Below are 16,306 nucleotides of genomic sequence, written 5' to 3'. Positions count from 1 at the left end.
ACCGGACCCTCGGGCTACTGCGTTGCCTCGATCGCCTGCACGAGGTCGGCGACGATGTCGGCCGGGTCCTCCAGCCCCACCGAGATCCGCAGCAGGTTCGCGTGCGGCTTGGCCGCGGCTTCGACCGGCCGGTGGGTCAGGCCGGCCGGGTGCTGGATGAGGGTATCAATCCCGCCGAGGGACACGGCGTGGGTGATCATGCCGACGGCGGCCGGGATCCGCTCGGCGTGCTCGGCGCTGGCGAGTTCGAAGGCCATGAGCGATCCCGGCCCGGACATCTGTGTGCCCACCAGGCCCTGCGGGTCGCATTCGGCCAGTCCCGGGTAGTAAACCCGCCTCACGAGCCCGTGCCCTGCCAGGGCAACCGCGATTTTTTCGGCGCCGGCCTGCTGGGCGCGGACCCGGACCGGGAGCGTTGCCAGCCCGCGGTGCAGCAGGTACGCCGGCCACGGGGTCAGGATGCCGCCGGTCACGGCCCGGATCTGGCGCAGGCGCACTGCCCATTCAGAGCCTGCGGCCACCACGCCGCCCATAGCGTCCCCGTGGCCGCCCAGGAACTTCGTGGCGCTGTGCAGCACCATGGCCGCGCCGTGCTTGAAGGGTTGCTGCAGTACCGGGCTGGCGAAGGTGTTGTCCACCAGGAGCGGCACACCGTCGGCGGCGGCTGCCACGCGGGCGATGTCCACCAGCTCGAGGGTCGGGTTGGCCGGCGTCTCGAGGATCACCAGGCCGGTGTCCGGCCGGAGGGCGGCGCCGACGCCCTCCGGCGTCGTGAAGGTGACCTCGTTGCCAAGGACGCCGGAGGCCAAAAGGTAGTCGCTGCCGCCGTACAGCGGGCGCACGGCGACAACGTGCTTCTTGCCCGCGGCCACAACCGCGAGGAGCACGGCGCTCAGCGCCGCCATTCCGGTGGCAAAGGCGACAGACTCGGGCGTGCCTTCCAGGACAGCGACGCCTTCTTCGAAGCGTGCCACCGTGGGGTTCCACAGCCGCTGGTAGACCGTGCTTTGCCCCTCCACATGTGAGCCGCCGGTGGCCATGTGCTCGTAGGCAAGGCCTCCGTCGTGCACGGACGGCAGGGGCGCCGTCGTGGACAGATCGATGGGCACCGCGTGGACGCCCAGTTCCGTGAGCCCGCTCCGGCCTGCGTGGACCGCCAATGAATCTTGAGAAAGCACCCTTGCTCCTTACGAATATTCACCATTGAATTCCGCAAGTATCTGGCAATAATTCGCGCTTTTGTAGAGGTTCTGAATGGAACTGTCGGATAACGCCGTTTATGATGAACGGAGAACACTACTAGGAGGATCCGTGAGCAGCACCGCGAAGAATGTTCGGCCGGGAGCCAGCGAGCCGCTGGACGCGATCGACGAGCGCCTGCTCGCTGCCCTCGTCGCGGACGCCCGCATCTCGAACAAACAGCTGGCAGAGCTCGTGGGGATCGCGCCGTCGACCGCGCTGATGCGCACCCGCGCCCTGTCCGAGCGCGGCATCATCGAGGGCTTCGAGGCCAATCTGAGCCTGTCCGCGATCGGGCGTTCGGTCCAGGCCCTCATTGCGGTCCGGCTCCGGGCCCATGACCGCGAGCAGATCGACCGTTTCACTGCCCGGGTGCCCAAACTGCCGGCAGTGCTCTCGACCTTCCACACGTCCGGGTCAGTGGACTACCTGCTGCACATCGCCGTCGCCACCACCGAGGACCTCCGGGACTGGGTTCTGGACAACCTGGCCACCGACCCCGTGGTGGGCCACACCGAAACCACGCTGGTCTTCGACCACATCCAGGGCAACCACGGCCCGCTGCCCTAACGGGCCCGGCCGGCGCAGTTAGACCCGGCGCAGTCAGACCCAGCGCAGTCAGACCCAGCGCAGTCAGACCCAGCGCAGTTAGCCCCGGCGCAGTGCGCCTCGCAGCGTAACGGCCGCCAGCGTCAGCGCGGCGGCCGCGCACACCGTGACGAAACCGGCGACGGCGCTCTGCAGCCCGACGATCCCGGCCGCGAGCCCCAACCCGATCACCGGGAAGGCGCTGCCAAGGTACGTGATCACATAGACGGTGCTGATGATCTGGGCGTGCCGCGCGGCCTCCACCCTGCCGGCAACGTCATTGAACACAGTCCTGAAGGCCACGCCCTGCCCCACGCCGGCAGTGATGCTGGCCAGAATCAGCAGCCACGGGCTGCTCCAGGCGGCGGCCGCGGCGATCAGCAGGACGGAGACGCCCAGGACGGCCAGGCCGGCGGACACGGCAAATCGTCCCCGGATGGCCAGCAGCTGGCTCAGGGCTGAGGACCCCAGCGTCAGCCCTGCCAGCAGGCCGATCAGCGGCCGCGAATCGGCGTGGACAATCTGGGCGAAATAGCCGGGTGCGAGCGAGAGGCAGAAACCAAAAACGGTGAAGCTCAGGAAGCCCACAGACGACGCCAGCCAGAAGGCGCCGCGCGCGTCGCTGGAGACCGAGGGTCGCCGCGGTGCCAGGACCCGCAGGGTCTGGGGACCGGCATGCAGGCTGATGGCGGGCCGCGCCTTGAGCAGGTACAAGGGCACCAGCACGGCGGCGAGGACGATGGAGTGCAGGTAGTACGGCGTCGACGTCGGGCCCGGCAGGAGGGACAGCATTCCGCCGATTGCGGGGCCGGCCGCCACCCCGCCGGCGGAGGCCAGGAGCGTGAACCGTGAGGCCCACTCCGGCCGGCTGGGCAGCAGCTCGCGCAGGGCAGCCGAGCTGGCCCCGGTGGCGAGCGCTACGGCGACGCCCTGCAGGGCGCGCCCGGCGGAGAGCGCCACGAGGTTGCCCGCGGTGGCGAAGACAAAGCCGCCGGCCAGGCCCACCAGCACTGCCAGTACGAGGGCGGCGCGGCGGCCGATGTGATCGGACCAGTGGCCGGCCAGGACGAGTGTGGCCACGAGGGCCAGGACGTAGGCCGAGAACGCCACCGTGACATCGAGCGCCGTGATTCCAAGTTTTGCCTGCAACAGCGGGTACAGCGGCGTCGCAAGATTCGCGCCGACCAGCAGCGTAAAGATCACAACCCCGGCCATCACGAGCCGTGCGGTGGTGGAAGCGTCCCAGCCCCAGCGGTCAGCTGTGGCCGGGCGCATGCGGAGTTCGCTAAAGACTGTCATGGCCGTGCCCTTGCATGAAATCGGGCCGCATGCGTTCCCTGTGGGGAACACCGACGGCCCGGTCGAAAAGATTGGTACCTACAGAATGCAATACCAATGATCTGGATGTCCAAGTTCTGTGCCAAAATTGAGCAAAACAGTCATTCTCAGACTGCTCAAGTGAACCGGAGTGATGATTTGAACAGTCTGGACCCCACCGACCTGAAGATCCTGCTGGAGCTGATCCGGGATCCGCGGATCCAGATCGGCGAGCTCAGTGACACCCTGGGCATCGCCCGGAACACCGCCCAGTCGCGCGTGCGGCGCATGCTGCGCTCCGGTGTGCTGCACGACGGCGGCCGTGAAATCGATTTGGAGGCGGTGGGGTACGACGTCGTCGCCTTCGTGACGATCGAGGTCAACCACCGGGAACTCGACGGCGTCGTGGGGGCCCTGCGGCTGATCGCCCAGGTTCTGGAAGTCCACGAGATCTCCGGGCGCGGCGACGTCTGGTGCCGGGTGGTGGCGACGGATACGCACAATCTCCAGGCGGCCCTCCGGTCGATCCTTCGGATCAAAGGCGTCATCCGCACCGAGACCGTCCTGGCGCTGCACACCCATATCCCGTACCGGACCGAGCCGCTGATCAGCCGGCTCGCCCAAGGCAACGCGCTCGCCCCCGGCCGGTCCGCGTCGCGGCGGGCCGGGTCCGCCGAATTCCAGGTGGACAAAGGATAATGTCCCGGTGACTATCATCGACAACGCCGTCTACGTTGACGGCATCCGCAGCGCCGAGCCGCGGAACCTCGAGCAGACTTTTGAGACCCTGACCGAGCACGGGGGCATGGCCTGGATCGGCCTGTACCGGCCGACCACTGAGGAAATGGCGGCCGTGGCGGCAGAATTCAACCTGCACGGGCTGGCGGTGGAGGACGCGATCTCTGCCCATCAGCGCCCCAAACTGGAACGCTACGACGACAATCTGTTCACTGTGCTCCGCCCCGCCAGATACCTGGACGAGACCGAAACCGTGGAGTTCGGCGAGCTCCACGTCTTCACGGGGCGCAACTTCGTGGTCACCGTCCGGCACGCCGAGACGAAAGTCGTGGGCCAGGTCAGGCGCCGGATGGAGGGCCGGCCCGATCTGCTGCGCCACGGGCCCGAGGCCGTCCTGTACGCGCTCATGGACCAGGTGGTGGATGACTACGGTCCCGTGGTAGCCGGGCTGGAAAACGACATCGACGAGATCGAGGACCAGCTCTTCAGCGGCGACCCCCTGGTGTCCCGGCGGATCTACGAGCTCGCCCGTGAAGTCATCCATTTCCAGCGCGCCATCCACCCGCTCCCGGCAATGATGCAACAGCTCCGGCGGGGCTTCGAGAAGTACCGGGTGGACATCGAACTGCAGCACAGCCTGCGCGACGTCGAGGACCACGTGGAACGGCTGATTTCCCGCGCCGATTCGTTCCGTGACCTGCTGCAGAATGCGCTCACCCTGGACGGAACCCTGACCGCCAACCGCCAGAACGAGGCCAGCGCGGAACAAAACGAACAGGTCAAGAAGATCTCGTCGTGGGCCGCGATCTTCTTCGCGCCGACATTTGTGGCCGGACTGTATGGCATGAACTTCGACAACATGCCGGAGCTGCACTGGACGCTTGGCTACCCGATGGCAATCACGCTCATGGCCGGCACGGCGGCGCTGATGTACGCCATCTTCAAGAAGAAGGGCTGGCTCTAGCCAGCGGCGCGGCGGTTCCGGACCTGGACCATGAGCCGTCGGAACGCCAGGACGAACACGACCTCGATCAGCACCATCAGCCCGAGCAGCAGCCACTTCCCGCTGCCGATGAAAACGATGGCTCCGGTGAGGACCAGAATGCTCCCCAGCGCCAGGGAGTAGACGGCAAATCCGAGGGCTACCCTGGCGCTGCGGACGCCCGTGCGGAAGCCGAAGCCCTGCGGTTTCCCACCGGGGTACCCGGCAACCCGGTCCGGACCGGCGGGCTGGAGCTTGTCGAACTCCTCCCACGGGTCGCGGTCCTGCTGCTGATTGGTCATGGTTCCATTATCCCGCGGGCCCGGAAACGCCGCGCCCCTGAGACCGAACCGTTGGACACTTTCGCGCTGAAACACTTTCGCGCTGAAACATTTTCGTGCCGTCACGACGACGGGGGCAGGACCAGTGGTCCGGGCCCCGTCATTGCATGCCGATTGGGCTACTTGCTGTGGCCGTGCCCGCCCGAGTCGCCGCGCTTGCTGGTCTTGGCGGCGTGATCGCTTTCAAGACCGGCCGGAGCGGCACGGTGCTCGGCGGCTTTGGCCTGGCTGGCCGCGCGGTGCTCGGCGGCCTTGGCCTGGCCGGCGGCGCGGTGTTCAGCGGCGTTGGCCTGGCCGGCGGCGCGGTGTTCAGCGGCGTTCTGGTGTGCCCATCCGCTGTTGCCGTTCGATGCGTGGGACGCGTCGGCTTCCGGCGCGTCGGCCGAATCCTTCGCATCGTGTCCGGCGGGCGCCGGGGCCGGAGCAGCGGGGGCCGGAGCCGGGGCAGCAGGCTCCTGAGCGTCCGCGACCCCTTCCGCCCCCTGGTCGTCCGCGTTCTGGTCGTCCGCGACCTCTTCCGCGCCCTGATCGTCCGCGTTCTGATCGTCCGCCTCCTGGTCATCCGACTCAGCCGGATCGCCCGGTTCAGACGATTCAGCCGGATCGCCCGGTTCAGACGATTCAGACGATTCGTGATCGGCGGCTTCCTGGTCGCCCACTACCGGAGTCTCCGACCCGGCCGACTCGACCGGCTCAGAGGTTTCGGTGCCGGTCGCCGTCATGGTTGACGTCGGGTCAGCCGGGAGATTGGTGGTCGCGGTGGCCGCCGCTGCGCCGGCGCCGCCGGTGACGACGACGGAGGCCACTACTACTGCCTTGCCTGTGGTGCCCAGAGCACTGAGCCAGCCGATGATTCCTGCCACGGGAGATTCCTTTCAAAGCGGATAAGAGACCGCTGCCGTCCCCCCGGTCGGCAGCCAGCGCCACACTACCGCTCGGAAACGACCACTTGTCCGCCCTTTAGCCGCTCAGGCCACATCCTGAGCCAATGTTGAGCAAACACTGAGCCTCGGGGCAATCACCACGTCCTTAGGCCGCGCGTACGTCGACCTCGCCGGGTTCTGCGCCGTCGGTGCCGAAGACCAGCTGACGGGTGGCGATCTTTTCGGTGAAGAAGCGGTCGTGGCTGACCACGACGACCGCGCCGGGGAAGTGGAGCAGTGCCCGCTCCATCACCTGGGTACTGGACATGTCCAGGTGGTTGGTGGGCTCATCCAGCAGCAGCACCGAGGCCCCGGACAGCAGGCACTGGGCCATGGCGACGCGGGCTTTCTGTCCGCCGGAGAGGTTCCCGATCTTCTGTTTGAGGTCGGCTTCGGAGAACTGGAACATGGCGAGGAACCTGTTGACGGACTTCTTCGTGGCGCTGAAGGCCAGGCTGTCCGGCAGCGCGTTGACCGCGTGCGAAACGGTGTCGGCGTCGTCGAGCTCTTCCAGCATTTTGTTGTAGGAAACAAAACCCGGCCCCTTCGCCCAGACCACTTCACCGGAATCCGCCGGTTCCTCCCCGGTCAGCACTTTCAGCAGCGTGGACTTGCCGCTGCCGTTGGAGCCCAGGACCACAATCCTGTTGCCGCGGCGGATCTCAAAGCTCAGGTCTTCGAACAAGACCTTGTCGCCATAGGACTTGCCCAGTCCTTCGACCCTGCAGAGGACATCCTTCACGTGCAGCCCGCCGTAGATCTCGGTGACGATCTGGTCCACGGGACGTGGTGTCCGCGCTTTCTTGATCTTGGCCAGCTGGTTCCCCAACCCGCGGCTGGCGGCCTTGGCGGCCTCCCGGCGGTCGGCGATGCCCTCCGCCTCAAAAGCCAGGAGCTCGGACTCATGGACGAACTGGGCCTCGAGCGTCTTGAGCCGGAACTGCTTCTGGACCACGTACTCGACGAAGTTGCCGGGGTACTCGTGCAGGTGGAAGTTTTCCACTTCGATGATCCGGGTGACCACCGCGTCGAGGAACTTCCTGTCGTGCGAGACGATGATCGCGGCGCCGCGGTAGTCGCGGAACCAGTTTTCGAGCCATTCGACACCGGCCACATCGAGGTAGTTGGTGGGTTCATCCAGCAGCAGGACGTCCGGGCCCTCCAACAGGATCTTGGCCAGGGCGGCGCGGTTGCGCCACCCGCCGGAGAGTTCGTCGATCGCGCACGTGCGGTGGGCGTCGCTGAACCCCAGAGTGGTCAGGACCGTGTCGATGCGCCGCTTGTAATCCCATCCGTCGAGGCGGTCCATGTCCTCGAACAGCTCGGCCTGGCGCCGGATCAGCCGGTCCAGCTCCGCCTCGGCGGGGTCAGCCGCAATGGCGGCGTCGATGGCTGCCAGCTCGGCCTCGGCAGCCTTGATCTCGACAAACAGTCCGTCAAGGACCGCAAGGATGGTTGCCTCGCCGTCGAGCTCGGAAAACTGGGAGAAGTACCCCACCCTGGTCCCCTGCTCCACGGTGACCGTTCCGGTGTCCGGGGAGACCTGGTCCAGGACGAGCTTGAGGATGGAGGTCTTCCCGGAGCCGTTCTTGCCGATCAGGCCCACCCGGTCCCCGGGCTCCAGACGGAAGAACGCCTCGCGCAGGATCTGTGTGTTGTCGAAGCGGACGCTGACGTCGTGCAGCCGGACCAGGCTCACTGCTGCGCGAGACGGTTGCGGACGATTTCGCTGACGGCCTTGCCGTCAAAACGTCCGGCCACCGTGGCGGTGACGGGCTTCATCACTGCCCCCAGCTGACGCATGGACAGCTCGACGCCGTCGGCCTTGAGCGCCGCGATGGCCTCGTCCACGATCGTCTCGACTTCCGCCGCGGTCAGTGGCTTGGGCAGGTAGGCCTCGATCACCTCGGCCTCGGCGATCTCGGCCGCGGCGCGCTCGGCTTCGCCGGCCTCGGTGTAGATGCGGGCCGTGTCGCGGCGCTTGGCGGCTTCCTTTTGCAGGAGTGCGGTCACCTGTGCGTCGTCCAGCACGATTGGCGTCTTGCCCGATTTCTCCCGGGTCTCGATCTCGCCCAGGACGTTGCGCACGGTGGTCAGGGCAACCTTGTTGCGGTCCTTCATGTGGCTCACGACGTCGGCGTGCAGGCGTTCTTTCAGGGTGGTCATAGTTCTCCTCGTGTTGTTAACAAGGCTAGCGGCAGAACCCGTTGGCCCCGATCGCCGAGATGATCCGCTGGGCGTCTTCGTCCGGGAGGGCAGGGACGTCCCCGCTGAACTCCGTCTTTGCGGCAGCGATGAGCTGGTCCGCCGTCGATTGACCCAGCAGTCGGCCGCACAGGCGGCGCGCCTTGTCGATTGCCTGGTCGTCTGGCAGGCGGGGGTTGATCTTGGCCAGCGCGGCCAGGAGGGCTTCCTGCTGGGCCGGGTCAGGCTTGGGCAGCGACGCCGGCAGGCCCGCCGCAGGGGTCCCGGCGGACGGCTCGGGGCTCGGGGAGGCGGAGCAGGCCGCGGTCAGCAGAACAGACAGCAGGGCCAGGGCGATCGGGGTGGTGTTCTTCATCGGTGGTGGCCTTGTCTGCGCTGGATGTCTGTCTTGGATGCCTGCGCTGGATTCGGCTGCCTTGCCGCTGGATTGCACGATGGTCTTGCCGCGCGGATTGCTGCGCCGGCGCGGCCACGGCGCCGTTCACGCAGGTTCACACCATCTCATGAAATCACTGGCGTTCCGTACCGGTGACCGGTCGGGAGCGCCGAACCACGCCGCGCCCGCCACACCGCCTTGCCGCGTTGCCGCCGCGCCGCCTGCCACTGTCCGGGCCGCGGCTTAGGCTGGTCGCATGCCGCCAACACCTGCCCCGTCTCCGGTTCCGGTTGAAGTCCTCCTCCACACGGGTCCGGCCGAGTGGTGGCAGATCGTTGCCGCGCTTGCCCCTGTTGCTGTACTTGTAGCGGCAGCCGTGGGAGCGTTCATGGCCTGGCGGACTCTGCGCCAGAAGGCCGTCGCCGACGACCGGGCCGAGTGGTGGAAACGGACCCAATGGGCGCTGGACCGTGCCCTGGACGAGGACGAAGACAGCAAAGCCCTGGGGCTGGCAGCGCTGGATGTGCTCGCCCGCAGCGAGTTGGCCCGCAACGAGGAGCTTGAGCTTCTGGACATCGCGTGGGAGTCCGTGAAGGGGGCCGGGGAAAGCACAGGCAACGGGCAGCACGTCGCTGCGCAGGTTACCGGTTCGGCTGCCCTCTCGCATCACCGGGTCCGGGTCGCCGCCGCCAGGCTGCGCGTCAGACTGGACAACCGGCTCGGCCGCAGGACCCCTCCCGGCACTGCGGCCCTGGCCAAGGAAGCGCTCTAGCCGCGGCTGGCCCTGCCCTCGAGTGGGAGCACCAGGATGACGGCCGCGCAGACGCACCCGGCGCCGCAGAGGGGGCAGAGGTAGCCGGCCGCCTGTTGGTCGTCCGCCCAGAAGGCGGGGATCGTGGCCACCTGCGCAAAACCGGCCCGCTCCAGCATCCCCAGGGAAGAGTGCTGTGGATCGGCCGAGACCCAGGATGCGGACACGACATCGTGGCAGCCGCGGGCCTTGAGAAAGTCCAGGCTGGCCGCGAGCATGATCGAGCCGACGCCCGTCCCCCTGGCTGCGGGCGCGACGACGATGGACTTCAGCTCCCCAACCCGGCGGCCGTCCAGGCCGGCGTCGACCCCGGTGATGCGCAGGCGGTCCTGCAGTGCGGCGTGGGACGCACGGTCCAGGACGCGGGCGGTCGCCGCGCCCAGGAGCCCGCCGTCCCGGCCGCGGGCACGGATAAGGACTCCCCCGCCATCGGCTGTGAGTTGCGCCAGCGCTGATGGCTGAGTGAAACCGGAGCCGAGGGATTCGTTGAGCAGCGCTGCCGTTTCGCTGGCCACAGCGGGTCCCGGTGCGCCAACGTGGAGGCTGACGTTCGACGCCGGCCGGGTGCCCATCGTTGCGGCTTCCATGTTTGCTCCTCGTCGGCGGGCATTAGTCGGCGGGCATCAGTACGCACCATCGCATAGCCCTGGAACCGGGCAGGGACGCGCCAGGCGGGCGGCAAATGTCATTTCACGCACTCATTCGAGCACTCAAAGGTTCAAAAACCCTTGAAATCTGTGGAGCTAAGGAGATTCGAACTCCTGACCTCTTCGATGCGAACGAAGCGCTCTACCAACTGAGCTATAGCCCCGAAGCAACGCCGGTCCTGACGGAACGGCGTTGCCGGTGTCCCTAGGCTACAAACTATCTGCGCTGTTTTCCAGCCAGCCCCGGAAAGTCTCGGTGCCGTGTCGCGCCTCCGGCACCAGGTTCAACCCCTCGCGCAGGTAGCGGCCCATCGCGCCGGGCAGTGGGAAGCGCACGAGTTGACCCTTTGCGCGGGTGGCCCGCTGCCATTCCCGGGCAAAGTCGACCATGTCTTTGGATTCGGGGCCGCCGAGGTTCAGTACCCGGTGCCGCGGGCCCGCGGCTGGAACGGACGCCGGCTCAAGGGCGGTCTCCAGCAGAACCGCGGCTGCGTCGGCCGGCGATACCGGCTGGAACCGGGCACCTCTGACCACGGGGATGATCCGCAGCTTTGAGCCGGCGTCGAACATCATCGCGAGCAACGAGTGGAACTGGGTGGCCCGGACCACCACGGTCTCGAGTCCGGACAGCTCGTAGGCGTGTTCTTTGGCAGCTTTCGATCGGTAGAAGGACGAGTTGCTGCGATCGCAGTTCACGATGGACAGCATGACGGCCCTGGCCGTTCCCGCGTCCTGTGCAGCGGCCAGAAGCCGCGCACCGCCGTCGGCGAAGTTCTTGCGCGCCTTCCCGGCGCGCCCTTCCAGGCAATCGATCACGACGTCGGCGCCGGCCAGGGCGGCCGCTATTCCCTCTCCCGTCGTGACGTCCGCGCGGAAGTACTCCGCGCCCGGGATGTTGCCGGCGGCGCCGGCCCCCGGCGGGTTGCGGCTGAGGACGGCCACGGCGTGCCCGGCGTCGACGGCCAGGCGCACCACTACTCGGCCCACTTGCCCGGTTCCACCGGCAATGCAGATCCTTGTCATGACCCGAGGCTACCGCAGCGGAGCCCGCCGGCGACGCTGCGGGGACATGAAAAACCCCGGGCCGCCATCGCTGGCTGCCCGGGGTAATCTCCGGAAGGACGGGGCGGATCAGGCGCGGCGCCGCTGGAGGACATCATCCAGGTTGCTCAAGGCGCTCTGGGCCTTGCTGAGCTGCTTAGTCTCAGAATCGTCGGCGGTCTGCGGATCGGACGCTGCCGGTCGCGCCGAGGCCTGCTTGAGAGACGGTTTCCCTACGGCCTTCGGCGCCTCGGGAAGGTCGAGGGGCATTGGGGCTGCACGTTCGGCCTTCGGGGCTTCGACGTAGGTGGGCTTGGGAACCTCGACGGGCTCCCAGCTCGTGCCCTCCGCTACTGCACCTGCGTCGGCTGCCATGGCCGCCGAGGCATCCCCAGAGGCGACGGCTTCAGCGAGGGCGGCCTGGCGGAGTTCCAGTGCCGTCAGCGGCTTCGGCGCGGGCTCGGGCGTGTCGCGGCCCGCTTCGGCGTCGAAGAGCGGGCTTTCCGGCCGGGCAGCGGGACGTCCGTCGGGAAGGGAGGGGGTCTGTTCGGGCACCGACGGCCGCGCAGGGGTGCGTTCCGGGCTGCCCATGGCTGCACGGAATGCAGCGTTCATCTTCCGCCGGCGATCGCGGACGGCAAGACGACGAAGCAGCGCCACTGCGGCGAAGGCGCCCAGGAGGGCGGTCACCGGCAGCCAGCCTGAACCGATGCCGAAAAGCCGAAGGGCTCCGGACACGACTGCCGTGAGGAGAGCCAGGAGCCCGGCTACCGCCAGCACCAGCCGCGCCCAACGAATCCGGAATGCCGGGGAGCCCGACGCAGCAATCGGATTCACCCGAGGGGTCGCCGCTTTGCCCGCCCCAGTCCCAGGTGTGCCGCCGGCCGGGTCTGCGCGCTGTGTGCTGATCATGGGTTTCTCCTGCTGCGCCGCCATTTTCATAACCTTCCCCGCATGTGGATCTGCTGGTTCCATGTCAATGACATCCGCCAGGAAGTCGCCTGCAGGCTGCAGCTGGTGGCGTCCGTTCCGGAGAACGTAAGGCGCCACCCACACGATCCAGAGCGCAACAGCAATGACAAGGATCACAGAGCTGCTAAGAGGGAAGTCCACACTCAAAACCGTATGAGGTATATGAGGTGCTGCCCCGCATTGTCAGGGGTGTGTCGCGCGCGCAGCGGCGACTGGCCGGCGTCGGGGCGTCGTGGCTGGTCAGGCGGCTCTCATGGGCCTCAGGACTGGCGGGTTCTCAGCCACCGCGCGAGGAGGCCTTCCGGCACTTCCTCAGCCGTGAGCGCGAAGGTCCGGTGGTCTGCCCATTCACCGTTGATGTGCAGGAACCTGGGCCGGAATCCCTCGTCACGAAACCCGAGTTTTTCCACCACGCGCAGGCTCGGCGCGTTCTCCGGCCTGATGTTGATCTCCATGCGGTGCAGGCCAAGGGTGCCGAAGCAATAGTCGGTCGCCATGGCCACGGCGGTCGGGGCGATCCCCCGGCCGGCCCGTTCCTTGTCGACCCAATAGCCAAGCGTCGCCATCATGGCCGACCCCCAGACAATCGAGGACACCGTCAGCTGCCCCACGATCACCGGCGCCTGATGGCCTGGTGTCCATTCCGCGATGACGAACGGCAGGGCCGTGGCCTGCGCGGCCTGGGCCTTGAGCGAGCGCACCATCTGCCGGTAGTCCGGCAGGCCGCCGCCGGGGACCGGGTTCGATGCCTCCCAGGGGGCCAGCCACTCGCAGTTGCGGGACCTGAGCGCTGTCCACTCCTTGCGGTCCCGGTACCGGATCGGGCGCAACACGATGTCGCCGCTCTCCAAGGTCACCGGCCAGGTGAAGCTGCCCCCCACGGGAGTTATTTGGCGAGGCTGGGGGCCAGGCTGGACGCGAAGCCGGGCAGCCATTCGCGCAGGCCCGGGCCGAGGTCCTCACTGTCGCAGGCGAGCTGGACACAGGCCTTGAGGTAGCTGAGCTTGTCGCCGGTGTCGTAGCGGCGGCCGCGGAAGATGACGCCGTACACGCCGTAGCCCTCGCCGGTGCCGGCCGAGAGTTCCTGCAGGGCGTCCGTGAGCTGGATTTCCCCGCCGCGGCCGGGCGCGGTGCGTTCCAGCACTTCAAAGACGGCCGGGTGCAACACGTAGCGGCCAATTACGGCCAGGTTGGACGGGGCGTCCGCGACATCGGGCTTCTCCACGAGCTGGTTGATGCGGACGTAGTCCTCACCGCCGATTGCCTCGACGTCCGCGCAGCCGTAGGCACTGATCTGGGACGGGTCCACCTCGATCAGAGCGACCACCGACCCGCCGGTCTTGGCCTGGACCTCGATCATGGTGCTGAGGAGCTCATCGCGGGCGTCAATGAGGTCATCTCCCAGGAGGACGGCGAACGGCTCATGCCCGACGTGCTGCTTGGCCCGGAGGACCGCGTGGCCGAGGCCCATGGGATCGCCCTGGCGGACGTAGTGGATGTCACCGAGGTTGCTGGCGGCCTGGATGGATTCGAGCTTCGCAGTGTCACCCTTCGCCTCCAGGGTGGACTCCAGCGCGGGGACGCGGTCGAAGTGGTCCTCCAACGCCCGCTTGTTGCGGCCAGTGATCATCAGGATGTCGTTCAGGCCGACATTCACGGCCTCCTCGACTACGTACTGGATGGCCGGCTTGTCAACGACAGGCAGCATTTCCTTGGGCATGGCCTTTGTGGCCGGGAGAAACCTGGTACCAAGGCCCGCGGCGGGGATAACGGCCTTGCGGACGGAAGCGATGGGTGTATTCACACGACTAATCTAACGGAGGGACCAATCATTGCGTAATCATTATGCGAACCGCCTGCCGGGCCCCCCGCTGCAGCGCGGCCGCAAGAGGCAGAGGACGGGCCAAGATGGCGTCAAAAGAGGAAATTCGCTCCAGCCACAGGGCGGCGCGTTCCGCACTCCCGCTGGCCGCACAGGACACCGCCGCGGCGGGCATCGCCAGCCACGGGCTCGCGTGGGCCTCCGGGCTTGGCCGCGGCCGCCAGGGCACCTTCGCGGCGTACCTCGGTGTGGGCGCCGAACCGCCCACACTGCCACTGCTGACTGCCCTGGTCGAAGCCGGGCACCGGGTGCTGCTGCCCGTTTGCGAACCCGACATCGAGCTCAGCTGGGTGTATTGGACTCCCCAGTCCGGGTTTGTCCGCAGCCGGTACGCGCCCATCCAGGAGCCTGTCGGAGAGCGCCACGGTACCGAAGTCATGCGGGACGCCACCGCAATCTTCCTGCCGGCCACCGCGGTGGATTTCTCGGGCAACCGAATCGGGCAAGGCGGCGGCTACTACGACAAGTTCCTTGCCGCCCTGGCTGCCATGTCCTCCGCGCCCGGCGGGGCGGACGCCGGGGCGGCCGACGCTGCAGCCGACGCTGTCGCGTCGCCGACTGCCGCCGTCGTCTATGACACGGAGGTGCTGCCCGCAGGCAGCATCCCCGCGGAGTCGTTCGACCGGAAAGTCGACACGGCGCTGACCCCGGGCGGGATCGTCCGACTCGGCCGATCCCGGCCCGCCTGATCCTGGTTCCCGCCAAGGTGATAGAATTGGCACTCAGGCCCTGCGACTGCTAAGGACGGAACAGGTCGATAGACATATCGGCGGTGATCCGGACTCCGCAGCACGGGACCTGCTCGTTTGCCCCTGAGGAGGATTTCCAGTGCCCACGTATGCATACGCCTGCAAGGACTGCAGCCACGCCTTCGAGATCGTGCAGTCGTTCAGCGACAACTCCTTGACGTCCTGCCCCGAGTGCCAGGGCACGCTGCGCAAGAAGTTCAACAGCGTCGGCGTAGTGTTCAAGGGCTCCGGCTTCTACCGGACCGATTCGCGCGACGCCAAGGGCAGCACGGTTTCCCCGGCTCCTGCAACTCCCGCGGCCACCCCCGCGCCCGCCGCAGCGGCCAGCTAAGGCACCTGCCGGGTTGGCACCGGCCGCCGGCTGGGCTACGGCCGGCTGATTCTCGGCACTGCCTGAATCCCTGTCCCCTGTCCGCTGTTGCCGTTGCCGTTGCCGCTGTTGCCGTTGTCCACATAGGACGTTCCGCAGCTGCCGCCGCTCTGCGCAGATCCGTAGCGTGGCGGCATGGAACTTTTCCTCACCGCGGTTTCCCCGCCTTCGTTCAAGACGGCTGCCCCGGCGGCGCCTGTGCCGTCTTCCACGCCTTCGTTCAGGCCGTTCCGCGCCGCAATGCCTGAAGCTGGCCCCGGCCGCTGGTCCCGTACCGGGATCCGCCCAACGAGACTTCCTGCCGCCACGTTTTCCGCCGCAGGCCTTCCGTTCCGGAGCCGGATCGGTCCCGCGAAACCCCGCCGGCGTCCGCCCCGCGGCCGCCCGTCGTGGCGCCGCCTGCGCGGCTGGCTGAACCGGAACCGGCGGCTTATCGCGGCCCTCCTGTTCTGCATCCCCGCCGGACTGACAGTTCAGCAACTGGCTCCAGCGCCCACTGACACTGTCGCAGCCTTCGCCGCCGCGGCCGATCTGCCCGCTGGAAAGTTTCTGGAACCCGGCGATCTCAGCAGGATCAGCGTGCCACCCGGCCTTATTCCTGCGGGCAGCCCCGGCAGCGAGACCGCGTTCGAGGGAAAACAGCTGGCCGCACCGTTGCGCCAGGGCCAGCTCCTCACCGACGCCCAGATCCTGGGACCGGGCCTGCTCGCCGGAAGCCCGCGAGGCTCTGCGGCCGTGCCGCTGAGGATGGCAGATCCGGCCTCCATCCAGCTGGTCTCCCCCGGGCAGCTCGTCAACGTGGTGCTCACTGCCGGCAACGGCATGGAACAACCCGGCGAAAGCCAAATCCTGGCCGAAGCCGTACCAGTGCTCTGGACGTCGGCGCAGGGCGGCAAGGCCGGCTCCTGGCCCGCCACTGCGGAGACTGACGGGCTGGTGGTGGTGGCAGCGACGGCCGACCAGGCCCGCAGGCTGGCGGGCGCGTCTACCCAGGGCAAATTGTTTTTCGTGCTTGTGTCGTCACCGCCGGGCTAGCCGTCCAGCCAGCAGGGCGTTTCCGCCGGGCCAGTGGCCCGGGCCGTAGGCTCCGACGCGGGCCGCGCCCGCAGGCTCTGGGCTGCGGGC

The 16,306-nt window shown here is 67.7% G+C and carries 19 protein-coding genes and 1 tRNA gene; 7 read left to right on the top strand and 13 right to left on the bottom strand.

Annotation, left to right across the window (positions count from 1 at the left end):
- Positions 1-14: 14 nt before the first annotated feature.
- Positions 15-1,178 carry a trans-sulfuration enzyme family protein gene (locus tag AC1D1A_RS04675; protein WP_476887728.1) on the bottom strand — a complete coding sequence of 388 codons (1,164 nt, stop codon included), beginning with the start codon at positions 1,176-1,178 and terminating at the stop codon, positions 15-17.
- Positions 1,179-1,311: 133 nt separating this feature from the next.
- On the opposite strand from AC1D1A_RS04675, the gene AC1D1A_RS04670 reads away from it, so the two are divergent.
- The gene (locus AC1D1A_RS04670) at positions 1,312-1,809 is read left to right on the top strand and encodes an Lrp/AsnC family transcriptional regulator (RefSeq protein WP_018773770.1); all 498 of its coding nucleotides are present in this window, start codon (positions 1,312-1,314) and stop codon (positions 1,807-1,809) included.
- A 78-nt stretch (positions 1,810-1,887) separates the two neighbouring features.
- Here the strand turns inward: AC1D1A_RS04670 and AC1D1A_RS04665 are convergent, their stop codons facing one another.
- Complete coding sequence (locus AC1D1A_RS04665; protein WP_476873768.1) at positions 1,888-3,126, bottom strand: MFS transporter; 1,239 nt, start codon at positions 3,124-3,126, stop codon at positions 1,888-1,890.
- Between the two features lie 177 nt (positions 3,127-3,303).
- Here AC1D1A_RS04665 and AC1D1A_RS04660 point away from each other — a divergent pair, with 177 nt between their 5' ends.
- Together AC1D1A_RS04660 and corA are read left to right on the top strand one after the other, a co-directional pair.
- Positions 3,304-3,843 carry an Lrp/AsnC family transcriptional regulator gene (locus AC1D1A_RS04660; protein WP_476870539.1) on the top strand — a complete coding sequence of 180 codons (540 nt, stop codon included), beginning with the start codon at positions 3,304-3,306 and terminating at the stop codon, positions 3,841-3,843.
- Between the two features lie 7 nt (positions 3,844-3,850).
- Positions 3,851-4,846: a magnesium/cobalt transporter CorA gene (gene corA / locus AC1D1A_RS04655; protein WP_230009012.1), complete on the top strand. Its 996-nt coding sequence runs from the start codon at positions 3,851-3,853 to the stop codon at positions 4,844-4,846.
- On the opposite strand, the gene AC1D1A_RS04650 is transcribed toward corA, so the two are convergent.
- The 5 genes from AC1D1A_RS04650 to AC1D1A_RS04630 all read right to left on the bottom strand — a co-directional run bounded on the left by AC1D1A_RS04650 (position 4,843) and on the right by AC1D1A_RS04630 (position 8,688).
- Positions 4,843-5,166, bottom strand: coding sequence for a hypothetical protein (locus AC1D1A_RS04650; protein WP_476850318.1), 324 nt, complete (start codon positions 5,164-5,166; stop codon positions 4,843-4,845). The two genes, corA and AC1D1A_RS04650, sit on opposite strands and share 4 nt — an antisense overlap.
- A 158-nt stretch (positions 5,167-5,324) precedes the next feature.
- Complete coding sequence (locus AC1D1A_RS04645) at positions 5,325-6,068, bottom strand: hypothetical protein (protein ID WP_476947232.1); 744 nt, start codon at positions 6,066-6,068, stop codon at positions 5,325-5,327.
- 166 nt (positions 6,069-6,234) lie between these two features.
- A complete protein-coding gene (locus tag AC1D1A_RS04640) occupies positions 6,235-7,827 on the bottom strand; it encodes an ABC-F family ATP-binding cassette domain-containing protein (protein WP_476947231.1) in 1,593 nt (530 codons plus the stop codon).
- Positions 7,824-8,294, bottom strand: a complete 471-nt coding sequence (locus tag AC1D1A_RS04635) for a GatB/YqeY domain-containing protein (RefSeq protein ID WP_018773763.1) — start codon at positions 8,292-8,294, stop codon at positions 7,824-7,826. Before AC1D1A_RS04635 ends, AC1D1A_RS04640 begins: the two co-directional genes overlap by 4 nt.
- Before the next feature lie 25 nt (positions 8,295-8,319).
- Positions 8,320-8,688, bottom strand: a complete 369-nt coding sequence (locus tag AC1D1A_RS04630; protein WP_476850315.1) for a hypothetical protein — start codon at positions 8,686-8,688, stop codon at positions 8,320-8,322.
- 277 nt (positions 8,689-8,965) lie between these two features.
- On the opposite strand from AC1D1A_RS04630, the gene AC1D1A_RS04625 reads away from it, so the two are divergent.
- Positions 8,966-9,481 (top strand): hypothetical protein, encoded by a 516-nt coding sequence (locus AC1D1A_RS04625; RefSeq protein ID WP_476947230.1) that lies wholly within the window; start codon positions 8,966-8,968, stop codon positions 9,479-9,481.
- Here AC1D1A_RS04625 and AC1D1A_RS04620 read toward each other — a convergent pair.
- The 6 genes from AC1D1A_RS04620 to galU all read right to left on the bottom strand — a co-directional run bounded on the left by AC1D1A_RS04620 (position 9,478) and on the right by galU (position 13,984).
- A complete protein-coding gene (locus tag AC1D1A_RS04620) occupies positions 9,478-10,107 on the bottom strand; it encodes an N-acetyltransferase family protein (protein ID WP_476947229.1) in 630 nt (209 codons plus the stop codon). The genes AC1D1A_RS04625 and AC1D1A_RS04620 overlap by 4 nt on opposite strands.
- Before the next feature lie 151 nt (positions 10,108-10,258).
- Positions 10,259-10,331: transfer RNA gene (locus AC1D1A_RS04615), tRNA-Ala, on the bottom strand.
- Positions 10,332-10,377: 46 nt separating this feature from the next.
- On the bottom strand, positions 10,378-11,190 hold the full coding sequence (locus AC1D1A_RS04610) for an SDR family oxidoreductase (RefSeq protein WP_476947228.1): 813 nt from the start codon (positions 11,188-11,190) through the stop codon (positions 10,378-10,380).
- 108 nt (positions 11,191-11,298) lie between these two features.
- A complete protein-coding gene (locus AC1D1A_RS04605; RefSeq protein WP_476887744.1) occupies positions 11,299-12,297 on the bottom strand; it encodes a hypothetical protein in 999 nt (332 codons plus the stop codon).
- 143 nt (positions 12,298-12,440) lie between these two features.
- The gene (locus tag AC1D1A_RS04600) at positions 12,441-13,061 is read right to left on the bottom strand and encodes a GNAT family N-acetyltransferase (protein WP_026537630.1); all 621 of its coding nucleotides are present in this window, start codon (positions 13,059-13,061) and stop codon (positions 12,441-12,443) included.
- 5 nt (positions 13,062-13,066) lie between these two features.
- Positions 13,067-13,984, bottom strand: a complete 918-nt coding sequence (galU, locus tag AC1D1A_RS04595) for a UTP--glucose-1-phosphate uridylyltransferase GalU (RefSeq protein WP_476855733.1) — start codon at positions 13,982-13,984, stop codon at positions 13,067-13,069.
- 104 nt (positions 13,985-14,088) lie between these two features.
- On the opposite strand from galU, the gene AC1D1A_RS04590 reads away from it, so the two are divergent.
- From AC1D1A_RS04590 to AC1D1A_RS04580, 3 genes are all read left to right on the top strand, one after another.
- A complete protein-coding gene (locus AC1D1A_RS04590; protein WP_476947227.1) occupies positions 14,089-14,751 on the top strand; it encodes a 5-formyltetrahydrofolate cyclo-ligase in 663 nt (220 codons plus the stop codon).
- A 139-nt stretch (positions 14,752-14,890) separates the two neighbouring features.
- Positions 14,891-15,142, top strand: a complete 252-nt coding sequence (locus tag AC1D1A_RS04585) for an FmdB family zinc ribbon protein (RefSeq protein WP_476931075.1) — start codon at positions 14,891-14,893, stop codon at positions 15,140-15,142.
- Positions 15,143-15,421: 279 nt separating this feature from the next.
- Positions 15,422-16,216 (top strand): RcpC/CpaB family pilus assembly protein, encoded by a 795-nt coding sequence (locus AC1D1A_RS04580; RefSeq protein ID WP_476947226.1) that lies wholly within the window; start codon positions 15,422-15,424, stop codon positions 16,214-16,216.
- Positions 16,217-16,306: the final 90 nt, after the last annotated feature.

The organism is Arthrobacter sp. P1_B9 (assembly GCF_056406495.1).
The sequence above is the reverse complement of the archived record's forward strand: the minus strand, read 5'-3'. Positions and strand labels throughout refer to the sequence as shown.

What these genes read in the sequence shown, in the direction of transcription:
- AC1D1A_RS04635 (WP_018773763.1), bottom strand. Translation starts at nt 8,294, where the DNA reads ATGACCACCCTGAAAGAACGCCTGCACGCCGACGTCGTGAGCCACATG.
- AC1D1A_RS04650 (WP_476850318.1), bottom strand. Translation starts at nt 5,166, where the DNA reads ATGACCAATCAGCAGCAGGACCGCGACCCGTGGGAGGAGTTCGACAAG.
- AC1D1A_RS04620 (WP_476947229.1), bottom strand. Translation starts at nt 10,107, where the DNA reads ATGGAAGCCGCAACGATGGGCACCCGGCCGGCGTCGAACGTCAGCCTC.
- AC1D1A_RS04665 (WP_476873768.1), bottom strand. Translation starts at nt 3,126, where the DNA reads ATGACAGTCTTTAGCGAACTCCGCATGCGCCCGGCCACAGCTGACCGC.
- AC1D1A_RS04610 (WP_476947228.1), bottom strand. Translation starts at nt 11,190, where the DNA reads ATGACAAGGATCTGCATTGCCGGTGGAACCGGGCAAGTGGGCCGAGTA.
- AC1D1A_RS04630 (WP_476850315.1), bottom strand. Translation starts at nt 8,688, where the DNA reads ATGAAGAACACCACCCCGATCGCCCTGGCCCTGCTGTCTGTTCTGCTG.
- AC1D1A_RS04625 (WP_476947230.1), top strand. Translation starts at nt 8,966, where the DNA reads ATGCCGCCAACACCTGCCCCGTCTCCGGTTCCGGTTGAAGTCCTCCTC.
- AC1D1A_RS04580 (WP_476947226.1), top strand. Translation starts at nt 15,422, where the DNA reads ATGCCTGAAGCTGGCCCCGGCCGCTGGTCCCGTACCGGGATCCGCCCA.
- AC1D1A_RS04590 (WP_476947227.1), top strand. Translation starts at nt 14,089, where the DNA reads ATGGCGTCAAAAGAGGAAATTCGCTCCAGCCACAGGGCGGCGCGTTCC.